Source organism: Alteromonas sp. MmMcT2-2, from assembly GCF_022348305.1.
In the GTDB taxonomy this organism is placed as follows: domain Bacteria; phylum Pseudomonadota; class Gammaproteobacteria; order Enterobacterales; family Alteromonadaceae; genus Alteromonas; species Alteromonas macleodii.
The window spans coordinates 14,564-33,588 of the sequence record NZ_JAKRFA010000020.1 but is presented as its reverse complement, the minus strand read 5'-3'; the positions used below and the strand labels follow the sequence as shown (position 1 = coordinate 33,588).

The 19,025-nt window shown below is 43.9% G+C and carries 14 protein-coding genes; all 14 read left to right on the top strand.

The window, feature by feature from the left end; all coding sequences use genetic code 11:
- Positions 1-159 precede the first annotated feature (159 nt).
- The 14 genes from MHM99_RS12690 (at position 160) to MHM99_RS12625 (ending at position 18,980) form a co-directional block, all read left to right on the top strand.
- Entirely contained in the window at positions 160-1,281 is a 1,122-nt protein-coding gene (locus MHM99_RS12690; RefSeq protein WP_239219606.1) for an alanine--glyoxylate aminotransferase family protein, read from the top strand.
- Positions 1,282-1,672: 391 nt separating this feature from the next.
- Positions 1,673-2,404: an SIMPL domain-containing protein gene (locus MHM99_RS12685; protein ID WP_061095038.1), complete on the top strand. Its 732-nt coding sequence runs from the start codon at positions 1,673-1,675 to the stop codon at positions 2,402-2,404.
- Between the two features lie 12 nt (positions 2,405-2,416).
- Complete coding sequence (locus MHM99_RS12680) at positions 2,417-2,872, top strand: GAF domain-containing protein (protein WP_014949540.1); 456 nt, start codon at positions 2,417-2,419, stop codon at positions 2,870-2,872.
- 2 nt (positions 2,873-2,874) lie between these two features.
- Positions 2,875-3,165, top strand: a complete 291-nt coding sequence (locus tag MHM99_RS12675) for a hypothetical protein (protein ID WP_014949541.1) — start codon at positions 2,875-2,877, stop codon at positions 3,163-3,165.
- A gap of 16 nt (positions 3,166-3,181) precedes the next feature.
- Entirely contained in the window at positions 3,182-3,850 is a 669-nt protein-coding gene (gene proQ, locus MHM99_RS12670) for an RNA chaperone ProQ (protein ID WP_014949542.1), read from the top strand.
- 3 nt (positions 3,851-3,853) lie between these two features.
- On the top strand, positions 3,854-5,896 hold the full coding sequence (gene prc / locus MHM99_RS12665; protein ID WP_014949543.1) for a carboxy terminal-processing peptidase: 2,043 nt from the start codon (positions 3,854-3,856) through the stop codon (positions 5,894-5,896).
- Between the two features lie 82 nt (positions 5,897-5,978).
- On the top strand, positions 5,979-7,313 hold the full coding sequence (locus MHM99_RS12660) for a sodium-dependent transporter (protein WP_239219605.1): 1,335 nt from the start codon (positions 5,979-5,981) through the stop codon (positions 7,311-7,313).
- A 72-nt stretch (positions 7,314-7,385) separates the two neighbouring features.
- A complete protein-coding gene (gene nhaC, locus MHM99_RS12655; protein ID WP_171337039.1) occupies positions 7,386-8,861 on the top strand; it encodes a Na+/H+ antiporter NhaC in 1,476 nt (491 codons plus the stop codon).
- Positions 8,862-8,908: 47 nt separating this feature from the next.
- Positions 8,909-11,518: an aminopeptidase N gene (gene pepN, locus MHM99_RS12650; protein WP_239219604.1), complete on the top strand. Its 2,610-nt coding sequence runs from the start codon at positions 8,909-8,911 to the stop codon at positions 11,516-11,518.
- Complete coding sequence (locus MHM99_RS21220; RefSeq protein ID WP_049586285.1) at positions 11,505-11,747, top strand: DUF2835 family protein; 243 nt, start codon at positions 11,505-11,507, stop codon at positions 11,745-11,747. Before pepN ends, MHM99_RS21220 begins: the two co-directional genes overlap by 14 nt.
- Before the next feature lie 333 nt (positions 11,748-12,080).
- The gene (locus MHM99_RS12640; RefSeq protein WP_049586288.1) at positions 12,081-14,141 is read left to right on the top strand and encodes a DUF1302 domain-containing protein; all 2,061 of its coding nucleotides are present in this window, start codon (positions 12,081-12,083) and stop codon (positions 14,139-14,141) included.
- Between the two features lie 11 nt (positions 14,142-14,152).
- Positions 14,153-15,520 (top strand): DUF1329 domain-containing protein, encoded by a 1,368-nt coding sequence (locus MHM99_RS12635; protein WP_202942867.1) that lies wholly within the window; start codon positions 14,153-14,155, stop codon positions 15,518-15,520.
- A 79-nt stretch (positions 15,521-15,599) separates the two neighbouring features.
- A complete protein-coding gene (locus MHM99_RS12630; RefSeq protein ID WP_039227706.1) occupies positions 15,600-16,646 on the top strand; it encodes a YCF48-related protein in 1,047 nt (348 codons plus the stop codon).
- 15 nt (positions 16,647-16,661) lie between these two features.
- Positions 16,662-18,980: an MMPL family transporter gene (locus MHM99_RS12625; protein WP_239219603.1), complete on the top strand. Its 2,319-nt coding sequence runs from the start codon at positions 16,662-16,664 to the stop codon at positions 18,978-18,980.
- The last annotated feature ends 45 nt before the right edge of the window (positions 18,981-19,025 follow it).

Here is a 19,025-nt window from a genome sequence, read left to right as displayed (position 1 = left end):
CTTGTTAAATATATAGACATACTTTCATTCATGTAAGTTATGTTGAAAACAGACGGTTGTACCATGCCATTATCCTTGTAGTATGACGTCAACGTTCATGCTAAATATGCGTGATACTGACTCTAAAAACAGGCTCTTACATTAATACGAGGATGGATTATGCAATCATTTTCTACTTTTATTCCCCCTGAACGGACTTTGATGGGTCCAGGACCATCCGATGTTAACCCCAGAATTCTAAACGCCATGGCGAGACCCACCCTGGGTCATCTCGATCCATTATTCATTGAGTTAATGGACCAAACCAAACAGCTTTTACAATATGCATTTAAAACTGACAATGCACTTACTATGCCTATTTCTGCTCCGGGCTCAGCAGGAATGGAGGCATGTTTTGTTAATCTTGTAGAACCAGGCGATAAGGTACTCGTGTGTATTAACGGCGTATTTGGCAATCGAATGGTCGAAAACGTAGAGCGTTGTGGTGGTGAGGCTATTACCGTCAACAATACATGGGGCGAGCAAACTGACCTTAATGTGGTAGAAGACACCCTTAAAGCCAATCCGGATATTAAGATCCTTGCCTTTGTTCACGCAGAAACATCTACGGGCGTACGCAATGAAGCCAAAGCGCTTTGTGAGCTGGCTAAAAAGTATGATTGTCTTAGCATTGTTGATGCAGTTACCTCTCTAGGAGGTATCGAGTTAGATGTTGACGGTTGGAGCATTGACGCTATTTATTCAGGTTCACAGAAGTGTTTGAGTTGCGTGCCGGGTATCTCTCCTGTTTCATTTAGTGAAAGAGCAGTTAACGTTATTCAAAACCGAAAAACGAAAGTGCAAAGCTGGTTTCTAGACATGAACTTGATTGTTGGTTATTGGGGGCAGGGCGCCAAGCGTGCCTACCACCATACCGCACCTGTCAACAGTATGTACGCTATGTACGAAGCACTTCTGATTTTAAAAGAAGAAGGCTTAGAAAATGCGTGGCAGCGTCATGCATTGGGTCATGATAAACTTGCGCAGGGTCTAAGTGAACTTGGGTTAGAGCTAACGGTAGACAGTGCTTATCGTTTGCCTCAATTAAATGTAGTTAAAATTCCAGACGGCGTAGACGATGCTGCCGTTCGCAAGCAATTGCTTGAAGATTTCAATTTAGAAATAGGCGCCGGTTTAGGCGAGCATGCCGGTAAAGTATGGCGAATCGGTCTTATGGGATACGCATGTAAACCCCGTAATATCGATCACTGCCTTGCAGCGTTGCGCACTGTGCTTAAGTAAAAAGCCTAGAGCCTTTTAATCTTTTCAGTCAACACGTTCAGCGAGATGCTTAGCTGAACGGTTGGCTTTTAACCATTTAGCATATAAAACCAATTTTACATCGCGCTTTGATACCAGTCCGCATAGATCATTACCCACTCAGCGAGATTTAAAATGTTCGTAATCGCGGCGCGCTACCGCAGGTATAGTGGTTCAACATCAAGTTGACTGGTATTGTTTATCCATTTTTGGGTCTTGCCTCATAAAAAGCACATCTCGGCGAAGTTATATCTCTTCTATTTTCAGTTCAGTGCTAAGATTTCTTTTGTTGCGTATATTCATAAACTATTCAGTTTTAAACATTTATCCTTTCGGTAACGTAATTAAAAGGCACCATAAAAAAGGAATCTCTATGAAAATGATCACGCGTACCAATACTTATTCGACAGCTAAAAGTGTAGTTAAAAAAGCATTGTTAGCATCATCATTTATTGCCTTATCTGCACCTATGGTTTCTGCACAGGCCGCACAAGAAGCGGTGATAAATGTGCAAGGCGTAGGAGCGGTAGAAGTGACACCAAACGCATATTCAGTCACACTCGTTGTTGAAGAAGAAGGTAATACAGTAGGTAAACTGAACACTCAGCTTGATTCGGACCTGCGCTCTATTGTTAAGTTCTTGCTTAATCAAGGCATAAATGAAAAGCACATTCAGAGTATGCAAGTACGCTTACAACCTCGCTATATCAATACGCCTCAAGGCCGTCAGCAAGAAGGTTTCACGTTGTCACGAGATATCACCGTCACATCTACTGACCTTGAAACTTATGACAAAGTATTAGATGGCGTGCTTAAACGAGGTGTTGATCGCATACAACAATTCAACTTTATTTCAATTGGTGAAGGCGATGCCTATCAAAAAGCACTTATTTCTGCGGTAAAAGACGCAAAGCAACGTGCACAGTTATTAGCAAAAGAATTAGAGATTGAAGTAGGTGAAGTTGTTGCAATCTCAGAATCTGGTGGCAATATGCCGATTCCAGTAATGCGCGCCGAAGCTTTTGCCAAAGACATGTCTATGTCTTTACCTGGCCAAGAGCGCATAGAAGCGCGTGTTAATGTGTCTTTTAACATTGTTCAATAGCAGGAAATTCGTTTGAAAGAACAACAGTACGGTCAGTTAATAAACCAAGCAAAGAGCTTGGTTTCTGGCGAGCACGATCTTATCGCTAACATGGCAAATATAAGTGCGCTGCTTTTCAATAGCCTCGAAGAGGTGAATTGGGCAGGTTTTTACCTTTATAAAGAAGAGCAGTTGGTACTCGGTCCATTTCAGGGGCAACCAGCATGTATTCGCATTCCACTTGGAAAAGGCGTTTGCGGAACGAGTGCAAGTACCAGAACTGTTCAGCGTATAGCAGACGTTCATCAGTTCGAAGGACACATTGCCTGCGATGCTGCGTCAAACTCTGAGATTGTTGTTCCACTAGTGCTAAACGATGTGCTGGTTGGCGTACTTGATATCGACAGCCCTGTTTTTGAACGCTTTACCGAAGAAGACGAAAAAGGGCTCGTTGAAATTGCTCAAATTCTTATGGATTCGCAGAAATAATTATGAAATCCAGTGTTGATATTCACGTTGTTTTATCCACGTATGAGGATATGGAAGACTTTCATGATGACCCAGATGAGGCATCTGAACGTTTAAACTTTATCTTACATGCGGTGTATGACAATGCAGAAGAAGATATTGAAACACAGCGTTTAGAGCAAATTTTGCACTACGCATGGGAATCTTGGCAACAAGATAAGCATTTATTAGAAATAGATGACGACGAATTGCTTGATTGGGTTGACCACACGCTGGCAACTTGGGATGATGCAAGTAACGATGAAATCTCCTGAATAATTTAGAAAGTTAATGGAATCACCAGAGAAGTTTACCAACAGTAAGGAAGTGATAGCTTTCCTTGCAGAGACCTTTCCGAAATGCTTTAGCATTGAAGGCGAGGCCCGCCCACTTAAGATCGGTATTTTTCAAGATCTTGCCACACGTTTAGAAGAAGAGGAACGCGTTAGCAAAACCTTACTTCGTTCTACACTACGACATTACACCAACAGCTGGCGCTATCTTCATAGCATCAAAGAAGGTGCAAACCGTGTAGATTTAGACGGCGTTGAAGGCGATGCAATTGAAAAAGAACACGCTGATCACGCGCAGCAGCAGTTAGAAGAAAGCAAAGCAAAAGCAGCTGAAAAGCGCAAAGCTAAGCTAGCTCAGCAGCCTAAGCGAAAAGATAAACGTCAATTTAATCGTCCAAAAGGTGAAAAATCTGCAAATTCGGACCATGCTGATACTAAGCGCGGAACTAAACCGAAAAATAACAGACCAAACAATACACCACCTGCGAAATTGACAGATAGCGATTTACAGCAAGGTACGCAAGTTACCGTTAAATTAGGTAAAGCACCTATGCCTGCAGTAATTACCGAAGTAGCTAAAGATGGCATTCACGTTCAATTAGACTCAGGCATGGTAGTTAAAGTAAACGCAGACGCTTTACGTTTGGCACGCTCCAAGAGGTCGTAAAATATGAGAGACATCCTTCGAATTTCCATCGCCAGTGCTTTTCTTACCGTTGGGGTAGGAGCAGGCGCAGTTACGTCAACACCAGAGGTAGACGAGCTTCCCATTTTACAACAGGAATCTCAACACAGTGTTGCAGCTAAGCGAGTAAGCGCACTCTTTACCAGGGCGCACTACAAGGAAATTTCGTTGGATGATGCACTCTCAGCTAGAGTTTACCAGCGCTTCATCGATTCATTAGATCACAATAAACAAGTGTTATTGCTGTCTGATGTTGTGGGTTTTGAGAAATACCGCACATTGTTTGATGATGCGCTGAGTAAAGGCAACCTCTCTGTTGCCTATGATATGTATAACGTAAGCGCAAAACGACGCATTGAGCGTTATGAATTTGCACTTGCACTGTTAGAAAAAGGCCCGTTCGACTTTGAAAAAGAAGGCGATAAGTTTTTTTACGACAGAGAAGATGCTGAATGGCCAGCTAATAAAGCTGAGCTGGATGAAATTTGGCGTCAACGCGTTAAATACGACGCGTTAAATCTAATACTTGCAGACAAAACATGGGAAGAGGCGAAAGAACTTCTTACCAAACGCTATACGCGAGCGATTAAGCGCACTAAGCAAGCAAAGAGCGAAGACGTTTTTCAAACTGCAATGAATGCATTCGCACGTACAATTGAAGCTCACACCAGTTACTTATCTCCGCGTAACGCTGAACGTTTCCAAATGGACATGAACTTGTCGTTCGAAGGTATTGGTGCGGTTTTGCAAAGCGAAGATGATTACACGGTAATCAAAAGCGTTGTACCTGGCGGTCCTGCAGACGAGTCTGGCGCAATAAAACCAGAAGATAAAATTGTTGGCGTAGCACAAGACGACGAAGAGTTTGTTGATGTGATTGGTTGGCGATTGGACGAAGTGGTTGAGTTAATTAAAGGCCCGAAAGGAAGTACTGTTCGTCTACAGGTTGAAAAAGGAGCCACGGACGCGAAAACCACGTCGGTAGTTAGCCTTACTCGCGATAAAATTAAGTTAGAAGATCGCGCAGCCAAATCGGAAGTATATGTGCCAGAGACTGGTCCTCACGCGGGTGAACCTCTAGGTGTAATCACCATTCCAAGTTTTTATAACAACCTTAGTATGGATGTTGCAAAAGAAATAGAAAGCTTGAAAGCGCAAAACGTTAAAGGCGTTATCGTAGACTTGCGCGGTAATGGCGGTGGTTCTCTAACCGAAGCAACGTTACTTACTGGCCTATTTATCGAAAAAGGCCCGGTGGTTCAAATTCGATACGGTCAAAGCAAAGTTAGCGTTAACCGTGATACAGATGGCGAAGTGGCTTACGATGGCCCGTTAACCGTATTAGTTGACAGATATAGCGCATCTGCTTCAGAGATTTTTGCGGCAGCGATGCAAGACTACAACCGTGCTCTCATCGTAGGTGAACAAACCTTCGGGAAAGGGACAGTGCAGCAGCATCGCGGTTTAGGTAAAATTTATGACCTTTACGATAACCCATTAGGTAGTGTTCAGTTTACTATCGCCAAGTTCTATCGCATTGACGGCGGCAGTACCCAGCATAAAGGCGTTATTCCTGACATTCTTTATCCATCGGCGGTTGAACCAGCTGAATGGGGAGAAAGCCAAGCGGAAAATGCGTTGCCATGGGACAGTATCAATCGCGCTAACTATACGACGTTTGCAGACGGTACTGCTGCGCTTGATGTTTTAACAGCGAAGCACAACAAACGTATTTTACAAGATCCTGAGTTTTCTTATATCCAAGACGACATAAAGGAATATAAGGAAAATAAAGACAAGAACTTCATCTCATTAGTTAAATCTGTACGTGAAGGCGAGAAGAAAGAGGCGGAAGAGAAGTCGCTTGCTCGTGCTAACGAACGTTTACAGCGATTGGGAATGGAAACTGTCACAACATTGGACGACCTACCTGAAGATATGGAAGAATTAGATCCATTCTTGGACGAGGCAGCCAATATTACTTTCGATATGATCGAAACAGGCCGTTACGCTATCACAAGAAATTAAGTGATTAGAAAAAAGGGCTGGTCTAGGGCCAGCCCTTTTTTTGTGTCTATAAATTATTAAAACAATAATAAAGGGAAATAACATGGCTATCAGAGGCGAATTTTCCTCTCGAATAGGGTTCGTGCTAGCAGCGGCAGGCTCGGCAGTAGGACTAGGTAATATTTGGGGCTTTCCTACAAAGGTAGCAAGTAACGGTGGCGCAGCATTTGTTCTCGTATACTTACTGCTGGCTTTTGTACTCGCTTATCCCGTACTTATGGCAGAACTTATAATCGGTCGTAGTTCACGTTCGAATATGGTTGACGCTTTAGGTAAAATATCAGGCAATTTCGTCGGAAGGCTAACGGGCATTTGGGGCTGTGTTACCGTGTCACTTATCCTTGCATTCTACGCTATTGTAGGCGGATGGATGCTGGTTTATTTCGCCGATGCAGCCGTAAGCATGGTGGGATTTACGAGTGCTAGCGACTGGCTACTCACTTCATCAGTTACGCGTAACATTATTTTCTGCTTCTTATTCATGGGCTTAACTGCATTTATCGTTGTCGGAGGTGTAAAGTCCGGCATTGAGAAGTGGTCGGTGCGTTTGATGCCTACATTGGTTATTCTCATTCTTGCACTGATTGTTTATGTGAGCCTACAGCCTGGTGCCGTAGAAGGTTGGTCAGCATATTTAGTACCTGACTTCTCTCGCGTTCTAGACCCAGACTTATTAATTAACGCCATGGGACAAGCCTTTTTCTCAATGTCTTTAGGTGTGGGTACCATGCTGGTTTATGGTTCATACTTAAGTAAAAATGAAAATCTACCTAGCATTGGTGCGTCGGTAGCGCTTGTCGATATCGGTGTTGCGGTTATTGCGGGTATGCTTATTATCCCGGCCATGTACGTTGCATTAAACAACGGCGTTGAAATCTTCACACCTGAAGGCGCGTTAATCCAAGGTGACACGCTGATTTTCAAAGTACTACCAGCACTGTTTGATACCATTGGTAGCGTAGGTCTTTTCGTTGCTTTTACCTTTTTCGCGCTAATGGCGATTGCTGCCGTCACGTCTTCAATTTCAATGTTGGAAGTTCCCGTTGCGTTTATGGTAGAAAGTAAAGGTCTTCAACGTAAAAAGGCCGTGTTATTAATGGCATCGGTCATCTTTGTATTAAGCTGCATCATCATTTTAAATTTTGAAACCTTGTTCGGCTTTGTTATCGCATTAACTACCGAGTATAGCCAACCGTTACTAGGACTCGCCTTGTGTATTTTCGCAGGTTGGGTGTGGCGCAGAGATGCAATACTCGATGAACTTAAACAAGGTGATCAGTTTGCTGAACACAGCATTTTCTGGAAGATTTGGCCTTGGTACGTACGCTTTGTGTGTCCCGTTATCATTGCGCTTATGTTCTACCGCTCAGCCTTCTAAAGCATTCTGGTAAAAAGCGGACAGCACGCTTAACGCGTTACAAATACAATAATAAGGTTTTAAAAAACGACAATGACGAATAAAGAAATAAAAACGCCGTCACTTCTCGATGCAATGCTTCCTATTCTTGCGTTAGTCATAATGATGGGAAGCGCAGTTTATTTGTTTGCCGATAACTCTTCTTACGGCCCAAACCAAATTGCACTTCTTTTAGCGATGGGCTTAGCTGCTATCATTGGAATGAAAAATGGCTACAGCTGGAAAACTATCGAAAAGGGCATTGTAGACGGTATCTCAATGTCTTTAGGTGCTTGCTTAATTCTGTTAGCGGTAGGTTCTCTTATTGGCACATGGATGCTAGCCGGAACCGTGCCTACGCTTATCTATTTCGGTTTAGAGTTGCTTAACCCCTCGTTTTTCTATGCTGCCGCTTGTCTGATTTGTGCGGTTGTTGCAATGAGTATAGGTAGTTCTTGGACTACCGCGGCGACTGTGGGTGTTGCGCTAATGGGGGTTTCTGCAGGCATGGAAATGTCGGCAGCCATAACCGCCGGCGCAGTAGTATCAGGTTCGTACTTTGGCGATAAAATTTCGCCCTTATCTGAAACAACAAACTTAGCGCCTGCCGTTGCGGGCACGGATTTATTTGAGCACATCCGTTACATGCTTTGGACGACGATTCCGAGCTTTGTTATTGCGCTTATTCTATTTACAGTACTGGGCTTTAGTGAAGTGGGTGAGGCCAAAGCAGAACGCATTGAGCAGATGCAACTTTTGTTAAACGAGTCTTTTGACTTAGGTTGGCATTTGTTAATTCCCCTTGTCGTTTTGCTCACCTTAGCGATTAAAAAGATGCCTGCGTTTCCAGCTGTTTTTATCGGCGCTTTGTTAGGTGGAGTCTGGGCAGTTGTATTCCAGTGGGATGTGGTTACTTCTATGGCAAATGGTGACGACTCGGTGAATGTAGGCGCGTTGAAGGTAGTTTGGACTGCGCTATTCGATGGCGTAAGCTTCTCAACACCTGACGAGAACTTAAATAGCTTACTTTCTCGTGGTGGCATGTCTTCTATGTTAAATACCATTTGGTTGATCATCTGTGCAATGTCCTTTGGTGCCGTATTAGAGCGTGTTGGCCTATTAAAGCGTGCAGTTTCTGCCATATTAATTGGTGCAAAATCCGCAGGGGATATGGTGAGCAGAACCATTCTTACTTGTTTTGGTACCAACCTTGTTACTGCAGATCAGTATATTTCAATCGTGATGCCAGGCCGTATGTACAAAGAAGAATTCAAAAAGCGCGGTTTAGACCAATTGAATCTTTCTCGAAGCCTTGAAGACGGCGGCACACTTACGTCTCCACTTATTCCTTGGAACACCTGTGGTGCTTACATGCACAGTGTTTTATTAGTCAATCCATTTGATTACGTATTCTATGCATTCTTCAACGTAATCAACCCGATCCTTGCCGTTATTTATGCGTATTTAGGTATTAAGATTTTACGTATTACGCCACCGCATGTTGAAGTAAACAGCAAAGATACGGTTTAACACAGAGTTCCAATTAAACCCACGTAGGCTTTCTTCCAGGAGGATCTATGTCAGTTCAAGCTAAACGCCGGGCGGATTACCAGCCGCCCGCTTTTTCAATAGCGACAGTTGACCTACATATAACGCTACACCCAACGCAAACCAAAGTTATCAGCACGTTGTCCGTCACTCGTAATGGCGCGCACGATAGTCCTTTAGTACTTGATGGCGATAATTTATCGCTAGATTCTATTTCTATTAACGGTACGCATCTATCTGATAATGAATACACGGTAACAGATAGCGCTTTAAGCGTAGTTACTGAACTTGATGAGTTCGTCTTAGAAATTGCCAATACCATTGCCCCTGAGCACAACAAAGCGCTGGAAGGCTTGTATTTATCAGGTGGTGCCTATTGTACGCAGTGTGAAGCGGAAGGGTTTCGTCGCATTACGTACTTCATGGACCGCCCGGATGTTTTGTCGGTCTACACAGTGACGGTAGTTGCCGACAAATCAGTACCGATGCTTTTGGCCAATGGCAACCCAGTGGACAAGGGCGAAGTTGACGAAAATACGCATTTTGTTAAATGGCACGATCCACATCCAAAACCTTGCTACCTTTTTGCTCTAGTTGCCGGTGACTTCGATTTACTTACCGATAGCTACACCACCACTAGCGGTAAAGAGGTTGCGCTAGAACTTTATGTTGATAAAGGCAAAAAGTCTCAAGGCATTTTCGCATTAGAATCTCTCAAACGGGCGATGAAGTGGGACGAAGATGTGTTCGGGTTAGAGTACGACTTAGATATCTACATGATTGTTGCCGTCGATTTCTTCAATATGGGAGCGATGGAAAACAAGGGCTTAAATGTATTTAACAGTAAGTTTGTTTTAGCCGATCAAAAAAGTGCCACCGACGATGACTTTTTCAATGTTGAGTCGGTTATCGCGCACGAGTACTTTCACAACTGGACTGGCAACCGTGTTACTTGTCGCGATTGGTTCCAGCTAAGCCTTAAAGAGGGGCTTACTGTATTTAGAGACCAACAGTTCAGCGCTGATATGACTTCGGCGTTAAGTAATCGTATAAAGCACGTTCGTGTTATGCGAGAACACCAGTTTGCAGAAGATGCGAGTGCAATGAGTCATCCAATTCGTCCAGAAGAAGTCATTGAAATGAACAACTTCTACACGGTGACGGTTTATGACAAAGGCGCTGAAGTTATTCGCATGTTCCACACATTATTGGGGCCTGACGGCTTCAGACGTGGTATGGACGAGTACTTTAGAAGACACGACGGTCAGGCTGTCACCTGTGATGACTTCATTTCAGCAATGCAGTCTGCTACTGATTTAGATTTAACCCAGTTTACCCGCTGGTATAGTCAATCTGGTACGCCAGTGATTTCTGTCGAGCACAGCACTGAGGTCGATGATGATGGCATTGTTAAGCATAGCTTCACATTGTCGCAGCACACACCTGCAACCTCTGATCAGAAAGAAAAGCTTCCTCTATATATTCCTGTAAATATCGAGATTATTGATGATGAGGGGAAAAGCTATACAGACAACGAGTCGTTAATTCAAAACGGCATGGTCATTTTAAAAGATGATTCTATGCGTTTTACTGTAGAAGCCAAAACTACTAATTTAACACCTGTAGTATTGGGTAACTTCTCAGCGCCAGCGAAAGTAGAAAACCCATTGGGGACAGAGTCTTTACTTACTATATTTAAGCATGCGAAGGATCCATTTAATCGTTGGGATGCAATGCAAACGTTGTATGACCGCTGTGTGAAGCAATTAGAGGAATCGCCGGGGTCTGGTATCAGCAATGAAATCTGGAACGGTATCAAGCAAGCTATTGCCCAAGAGCAGAACAACCTTGAATTGCTGAGTGAATGTTTAGTCATACCTTCGTTTGAGACTCTGTGTCAAAGCCGAAGCAACATAAACGTTTCCGCACTTTCGAAAGCGAGAAAAGCGTTTTGCGACCAGTTTGCTCGCGCACTCGAAAAAGAACTAAAACACGTCTTCGAAAATATCGAGAAAAGCGCGTATCGCTACACGCAAGAAGCGGTGAATCAACGTCGCTGCAAAAATGTCGTGCTTGCACACTTAGCGCGGTTACCCCAACACGAGCATATTGTGGTTTCTCAGTTTGAAACCGCTGATAATATGACAGATACGCTAGGCGCGTTGAGAAGCGCACCACACTGTAGCGCCACCACTTTCGACAGTTTGATGGCTCAGTTTGAGGAATCGTGGAATCATGACCCGCTTGTGTTAGACAAATGGTTCGCTCTCCACGCTACACAAAATCGAGACGATATCTTTGCGACTATTACAATGTTATGTGAGCACCCTCAGTTCGCAATGAGTAACCCGAACCGTGTTCGTTCTGTTATTGGTAGCTTCGCTTTCTATAACAGCGAAAGGTTTCATGCACTCGATGGCAGTGGATATAAATTTGTAACCGACTACTTACTTAAGCTCGATGCGGTCAACCCACAGGTTGCCGCCCGTATTGTAACGCCACTGACGCAATGGCAGGGCTTTGCAAGCGAGCATCAGGTTCATATGAAGCAACAGCTTGGCCGTTTGCTTAATCACAAAGGTTTAAGTAAAGATTTGTTTGAGAAAGTAAGTAAAAGCCTTGCTTATGACAAGCATTAACCAAACTGACTCGGTTTTTTACTTTTCAATAAATGCACCTTACAAGCAATGTGAGGTGCTTTATGTTCCATCTATGCCAGATGTGGTCATGGTCAGTGAATCAGGCCTAAGCGTCCAGGTACCGACCAACCGGCTCAGGCAATTTGTTACGTCTAATGGTATTAAAGGTCGTTTTAGGATGATTATTGATGCCAACAAAAAAATAAAATCTTTTGAAAGGCTCGCATAGAGCCTTTTTTGTACGCGACGAATTACTCTTTGGTATACGAGCTTTCACCACTCCCATACGTGACACTTATGCGTTTTCTTTTGTCATTGAGCGTTCCAAAATACTTAACGCAACAGTTCTGCAATATTTCTGTACATTTTTCCTGCAAGTTTATAAATGCCTTTTATATTCACAATAAAGCAATAACTATTTGATACGACTAATGTTGTAAATTTTGTTAACTGGTAGGATTAGTTCTTGCGGTTATGGCAAAATGATGTAATGATTTTGTTAATCGTTATGGTTGGTCATGATGTCACGTATTAAGTCACATCGACTTGGGAGTATAAAAATATGAAAAACGGGCCTAGCGCTTTTAAGATATCACCGGTAGCAGCGGGAGTTCTCTCACTGCTGGGTGCTGCTGCAGTACCAGCACACGCTGCGAATTGGCAAGTGGGTGATGTAAATATTTCTTTAGATTCAACATTTACATTAGCTACAAGTATTCGAACAGAGGCAAGAGATTACGACCTTATAGGTAACAGTAACCATCCTCAATTCGACTGGAGCGGTTATCACGCAGCTTTCAATCCTTTATACCCAAGTGGCGACGTGTGGGGTTTAGCAGATGGCGGTTATTCCACCAATGGTGACCTTGGTAACCTTGCACACGATCCAGGTGACGCGTTTGCAACGCAAATTTCAGGTACTCATGAATTAGATATCAATTTTGGCGACTATGGTTTCTTCGCCCGTGGTTTTTGGTTCTACGACTTTGAGCAAATGGACGGCGACCGTCCATACTCTAACCCAATAACGGGTAACCAATACGACTTGTGTCAAGACCCTGAAGCAGAAGACCTACTGTGTACCGATGTACGTCTTTACGACGCATTCTTCTATGGCGACTGGTGGATTGGCGACAAACCACTTACGCTTCGTGTAGGCCGTCAGGTGATCAGTTGGGGTGAAAGTACATTCATCCAGCACGGTATTAACACAACGAACCCTGTTGATGTAACACGAGCTCGTGCTCCAGGTGCAGAACTTAAAGAAGTATTCCTTCCAGTAGGGATGGTGTACGCGTCTTTAGGTTTGACTGACACAGTGAGTATTTCTGGTTATTACCAGTACGAATGGGAGCGCAGCTGGCTTCCTGTTTCTGGCAGTTACTTCGCGGGCAACGACTTTGCAGGTGAGGGCGGTCAACGCCAAAACGTCCAACTTGGTTTCAGTGGTAACCCAGACATCGACTTAGATCACCTTCTCACTGCGTTAAACGGATACGGTGATTTACTTCGCTCTGGCGCTAATCCAGAGGACATTTCGCAAGCCTACCTTGCTTATCCAACCAAAGTGGCTATCCGCGGTTTTTCTGACGCAGCGCACAACGACGCCGACGATCAGGGTCAATACGGTTTACGCTTGACGTGGTTTGCCGAGAATTTGAATGAAACAGAGTTTAGTTTCTATCACATCAATTACCACAGCCAACGCCCGCTTATTTCAGGTAAGACATCAGACTTTACTGCTGAAGGTATTGGCGCAGATCTCGCGTTCCTAGCATCTAATACCGTTACTCGCGACAACATCACTGAACTGGGTGCATTTACACAGTCAGAGTTCTTCTACCCAGAAGATATCAAACTTTATGGTATGAGCTTTAACACTAATATCGGTACTACGGCTCTTGCGGGTGAATTTGCCTATCGCGTAGATGAACCACTTCAAATAGATGATGTAGAATTACTTTACATGGGTATGCCTGAACAGTTAGCTAACGCAGGTCTACGTCCAGATCTTGAGGGAATCTCTCAGCTAAATAACATTGGTAGAGCGGTTGGCCCAGGTGAAACTGCAGAGGGTTTCCTTTTCTCTGATACATGGCAAATGCAGTTCACCGCGTCACATGTATTTGGTCCTAAATTTGGCTCTGACAATTTCGTGCTTCTAGGTGAAGTAGGTTATGTAAACGTTGTTGATATGCCAGACCCAGACGTAATTCGTTTGAACGCACCGGGTACTGCTCGCACACCGTCACTTGAACCAATTAACGGAAACTCACGTGAAGGCTTACATCAAGGTCTTTCAGACGGCCCTGAAACTAACCCATTTGCGACAGACGACGCGTGGGGCTATCGCTTATTGGCGGTTGCTGATTACAACTCAATATTTGCTGGTATGAACCTTCGCGTTCGCGGTACTTTCTCTCATGACGTTGAGGGTACTACGCCAGATCCATTATTCCTTTTCACAGAAGATGTTAAGTCTGCTGCACTTTCTTTCACGTTCGACTATTTAAGTAAATGGTCTGCAACGGCGTCTTACAGTGCGTTCTGGGGCGGCATTGGTACAACTAATGCGCTATCTGACAGAGACTTCATTTCATTTAACATCAAATACGCAATCTAAGAGTGGTTTTTATGATTAGAAAAGTAGGAATTATTGCAGCTGCCTTGTCACTGGCTTTATCTGGTGCAAGCGCTATGGCTAAAGTGTCTGAAGCAGACGCAAACAAATTAGGTAACGAACTTACGCCGCTTGGCGCAGAAAAAGCGGGTAATGCTGACGGCAGTATCCCAGCGTGGACTGGCGGTATTACTTCAGCACCAGCGGGCTACACAGTGGGTGATCACCATCCAGACCCGTACCCTGAAGATAAAGTGCTATTTGAAATCACGGCACAAAACTACAAAGAATACGCGGACTTTCTATCTGAAGGTCAGAAAAAGCTTTTCGAAGCTTACCCTGAAACCTTTCGAATGCCGGTTTACCCAACGCGTCGTTCTGCGTCTAATCCACAGTTTATCTACGATGCAACTAAGGTAAATGCAACTAGCGCTGAGCTATTAGACGGCGGTAACGGAATTAAAGGGGCTGTTCTCGGTATTCCGTTCCCAATTCCACAAAATGGTCTTGAAGCAATTTGGAACCATATACTTCGCTATCGTGGTGAAGCGGTTCAGCGTAATGGAGGTCAAGCTGCAGTAACAAATGGCGGTGATTACAACGTAATCGGTTTTGACGAGCAGTTATTAATTAAGTACGCAGAAGAAGGTGCTACACCAGAAAAGCTTACTGACGAAAACGTCCTTTTCATGTTTAAACAAAAAGTAACAAAGCCAGCTCGTTTGGCGGGTACAGCACTGCTTGTACATGAAACAGTTGACCAAGTAAAAGAGCCGCGTAAAGCATGGACCTACAACACGGGTCAACGCCGTGTACGTCTAGCGCCAAACATTGCTTATGATACACCTGGAACTGCAGCTGATGGCCTTCGTACTACCGATGACTTTGATATGTTTAACGGCTCACCAAACCGTTACAACTGGAAGTTAGTGGGTAAGAAAGAAATGTTCGTTGCATACAACAACTATGCACTTCATTCAGATAATGCGAAGTACGATGACATCTTAAAGCCAAACCACGTTAATCCAGACCTAACACGTTGGGAAAAACACCGCGTTTGGGAAGTAGAAGCCACATTGAAAGACGGTTTCCGTCATATTTATCAAAAGCGCGTATTCTTCATTGATGAAGATAGCTGGCAAGTTCAAGTTGCTGATATGTATGATAATCGTGGCGAACTTTATCGTGTTGGTGTAGCGTATGGGGTGAACTATTATGAAGTACCTACCCAGTGGTCTACGCTGGATGTGTACCATGACTTGAACTCACGTCGTTACCTGGCCATTGGCCTCGATAACGAAGAAGAGATGTACGACTTCACCGTACGCCCACGAGATGTGGAATTTACGCCTCAGGCGTTACGACGAGAAGGTATGCGCTAATCGCCTTACACAACAAACGGTTGGCAATTGCCAGCCGTTTTTGTATGCAGACAATTATAAATAGGGGGAATGGTTAATTATGAAAAAAACCATTGCAGCGTGCATTGCCGCCACTTTCGCAGTTAATTACTCTACAACTGCAATCGCCGAAGAAGCATTCATGGCACCATTGGTTGAGCAATCGGTTCTTTTGGACATAGACGCTGATACATTTGTCGTTATTGTCGGTGAACGCGGTCACGTGTTAGTTTCAGAGGATGGTGAGGCATTTACTCAAAAAGCCGTACCAACACAATCAACGCTTACAGCGACAACTGTTGTAGGCGACAATATTTGGGCAGTGGGCCACGACGCTGTCATTCTTCATTCTTCAGATAAAGGCGAGACGTGGGAAATACAAAATTTCCAACCTGACCTTCAGCGCCCATTTCTAGACGTTTTATTCTTCAACGAAAAGCAGGGGATTGCTACAGGTGCCTATGGCTTGTTCTATCGAACCTTAGACGGTGGAAAAACGTGGACGGCAGAACGTCATGCCAGTCTGCTTGACCCAATGGATCAAGAATACCTTGAAGATATTCGAAAAGAAGATGAAGACTTCTATCAGCAAGAACTTGAATCTATTTTACCCCACTTAAACAGAATTACCCTTGATGGTGATACGCTTTACCTAGCAGGCGAAGCCGGTCTGCTAGCCAAAAGTACCAATATGGGAGAATCGTGGGAACGGTATTACGTCGACTATACAGGATCGTTTTTCGATATTAAGCCGCTTGATGAAAATACCGTTCTAGCGGTTGGCCTTCGCGGAAATATATTTGTTAACAGAAACGAAGGTGAGTGGGAATACGTACAAACTTGCTCAACCAGCACACTAAATTCAATTCTAATTGGTTCTGAATCGAAGGTTTATGCTTTGGGTAACAACGGGATGATGGTAAGCGCACAGCGACCTTTACCCACCAGTATGCGAGACCCCTATGCAAACCTTTCAGATTGCGAAGCTGATGAAGGCATTGTCGTTTCACAAATTAAAGACAAAGCCGCGCTTCTTAATGCAACACAGTTCAATGGTAAGAATATTGCCGTTACTGCGAATGGCATTAAAACGTTGAATTTAAAATAGGGCAGTATAAAAACAATGACCCATTTTCTTGAAAAATTAGTATTCGGAAACCGTAAAATTGTCGTAGCCTTGTTTGCTATAGCCACAGTTTTCCTTGGTTACCAAGCTTCACAAATGCGCTTAGACGCAGGTTTTGAAAAGAACATACCGCTAAATCACGAATACATGAAAACGTACATTGAGCACCGCCAAGATTTTGGTGGCGCTAACAATATATTAGTTTCTGTGTGTGATAAAAACGATAACATCTACAATCAAAACTTCTTCGATACCTTAAAGAATGTTCACGACCAACTCTTCTTTATTAATGGGGTGAACCGTTCGTTAGTTATTTCGCTTTTCTCTCCTTCAACCCGCTTTACTGAAATTGTGGAAGGCGGCTTTGCAGGCGGGCCAGTCATTCCTGCCGACTTTAATTCTGCGAGCCCAGAAGCATTAGAGTTGGTGGCAGCTAACGTAGAAAAGGCAAACATCGTCGGAAGACAAGTATCCAGTGATTACAGCTGCGCAATGGTAACAGCACAATTGCTCGATATTGACCCGCAAACTGGCGAGCCTCTCAATACATTGGCGCTAGCAGCAGAGCTTGAAGAGCAGCTTCGCGGTCAATATGAAAACGAAAATACGTCTATTCATATAATTGGCTTTGCGAAAATGATTGGCGATGTGGCCGACGGTGCAAAAGACGTGTTGATCTTTTTCGCCATTGCTATCGCGATTACGGCCGTAATGGTGTATTTCTTCTCGCGCAGCATCATGCTTACGTTATTGCCATTAGTATGCTCAATCATTGCCGTTATCTGGCAGCTAGGCCTGCTTACTTCTATTGGCTTTGGTATGGACCCTATGTCAATACTGGTACCGTTTTTGGTATTTGCCATTGGTGTGAGCCATGGCGTACAAATGATAAACGCGGTAGAAAAACAAGCAGTAACCGGTATTGGTGCTAAACGGGCATCTATGGCGGCATTCAGAAACTTGTTGGTTCCAGGCGGAATTGCACTGTTATCTGATACGGTTGGCTTTATGACGTTATTGGTAATCGATATCGGCATTATTCGCGAGTTGGCGATTACGGCAAGTATGGGTGTAGCGGTAATCATTCTTACCAACTTGTTGCTGCTGCCTGTGCTGATGAGCTTCTTAAAACTTGACCAGAAATATGTCGAAAAATTCGCGGGTAAAGAAAACGCTAATTCGAAATTCTGGGAAGTCATCGCAGCTTGTTCACGTAAAAAGCCTGCGGCAATAATTCTTATCGTTACGGCTATCCTATTCGTGTTTGGTCATTTCCAAGCTCAGAATATGAAGATAGGGGACTTGCACGCGGGTGCACCTGCACTTCATGAGACGTCGCGATACAACCAAGACACTTTCCTTATTACCGACAAGTACGAAGTTACGGTCGATTACATTTCCATTTTGGTAGAAACTACGCCAGAGGCATGTACATCGCATAGCGTGATGAAGGCCATGGATGACTTCCAGTGGAAAATGGAAAACGTACAAGGTGTTCAATCGGCAGTATCGTTGGCCTCGGTAGCGAAAATTGTAAATGCAGGTTACAACGAAGGTAACGTCAAGTGGCAAGTCATTCCGCGCAACCAGCAAACCTTAGTTCAAGCTATTTCTCGTGTTCCAACATCATCAGGTCTATTAAACGGCGACTGCTCGGTCATGCCTATAATCCTGTTTATGGAAGATCATAAAGCTGAAACGATTTCTCGCGTCGTTGACGCCGTTAAGCCATATCGCGCTGAATACCAAAGTGACGATATGAAGTTTAGCTTAGCGTCTGGCCCAGTGGGTGTGATGGCCGCAACTAATGAAGCGGTTAGTGCAGCGCAAGACCCTATGATGCTTTATGTATTTGGTGCCGTTATAGCGCTTTGTCTAATTAGCTTCCGCTCGCTGCGTGCTACGTTAGTTGTTGTTATTCCGCTGTATGTGGTGTCTGTACTGGCGCAAGCCCTAATGACATACCTTCAAATTGGCCTCACCGTTTCTACTTTACCAGTTATCGCACTTGGCGTGGGTATAGGTGTGGACTATGGTATTTATATACTCTCTACCAAGAGCTTAATGCTGAAGAAAGGCGCTACCGTTCAAGAAGCATATTTCGCTGCCTTAAAAGAACGTGGAAGTGCTGTGCTATTTACCGGTATTACGCTGGCAATAGGCGTGAGCACATGGGTGTTCTCTTCGCTTAAGTTCCAAATGGATATGGGCATTTTGCTTACATTTATGTTCGTCGTGAATATGCTTGGAGCAATAATTGTACTGCCTGCACTAGCGAGATTCCTATGGTGGAACAAGAATGACCCTAATGCATAAAATATTTTTGCATAGCTAAGCATTAAAAAGGGCCTTTAGGCCCTT

Excerpts from the sequence above, each read along its gene's own strand:
- MHM99_RS12690 (WP_239219606.1), top strand. The coding sequence starts at position 160 with ATGCAATCATTTTCTACTTTTATTCCCCCTGAACGGACTTTGATGGGT.
- MHM99_RS12685 (WP_061095038.1), top strand. The coding sequence starts at position 1,673 with ATGAAAATGATCACGCGTACCAATACTTATTCGACAGCTAAAAGTGTA.
- MHM99_RS12675 (WP_014949541.1), top strand. The coding sequence starts at position 2,875 with ATGAAATCCAGTGTTGATATTCACGTTGTTTTATCCACGTATGAGGAT.
- proQ (WP_014949542.1), top strand. The coding sequence starts at position 3,182 with ATGGAATCACCAGAGAAGTTTACCAACAGTAAGGAAGTGATAGCTTTC.
- prc (WP_014949543.1), top strand. The coding sequence starts at position 3,854 with ATGAGAGACATCCTTCGAATTTCCATCGCCAGTGCTTTTCTTACCGTT.
- MHM99_RS12660 (WP_239219605.1), top strand. The coding sequence starts at position 5,979 with ATGGCTATCAGAGGCGAATTTTCCTCTCGAATAGGGTTCGTGCTAGCA.
- nhaC (WP_171337039.1), top strand. The coding sequence starts at position 7,386 with ATGACGAATAAAGAAATAAAAACGCCGTCACTTCTCGATGCAATGCTT.
- pepN (WP_239219604.1), top strand. The coding sequence starts at position 8,909 with ATGTCAGTTCAAGCTAAACGCCGGGCGGATTACCAGCCGCCCGCTTTT.
- MHM99_RS21220 (WP_049586285.1), top strand. The coding sequence starts at position 11,505 with ATGACAAGCATTAACCAAACTGACTCGGTTTTTTACTTTTCAATAAAT.
- MHM99_RS12640 (WP_049586288.1), top strand. The coding sequence starts at position 12,081 with ATGAAAAACGGGCCTAGCGCTTTTAAGATATCACCGGTAGCAGCGGGA.
- MHM99_RS12635 (WP_202942867.1), top strand. The coding sequence starts at position 14,153 with ATGATTAGAAAAGTAGGAATTATTGCAGCTGCCTTGTCACTGGCTTTA.
- MHM99_RS12630 (WP_039227706.1), top strand. The coding sequence starts at position 15,600 with ATGAAAAAAACCATTGCAGCGTGCATTGCCGCCACTTTCGCAGTTAAT.
- MHM99_RS12625 (WP_239219603.1), top strand. The coding sequence starts at position 16,662 with ATGACCCATTTTCTTGAAAAATTAGTATTCGGAAACCGTAAAATTGTC.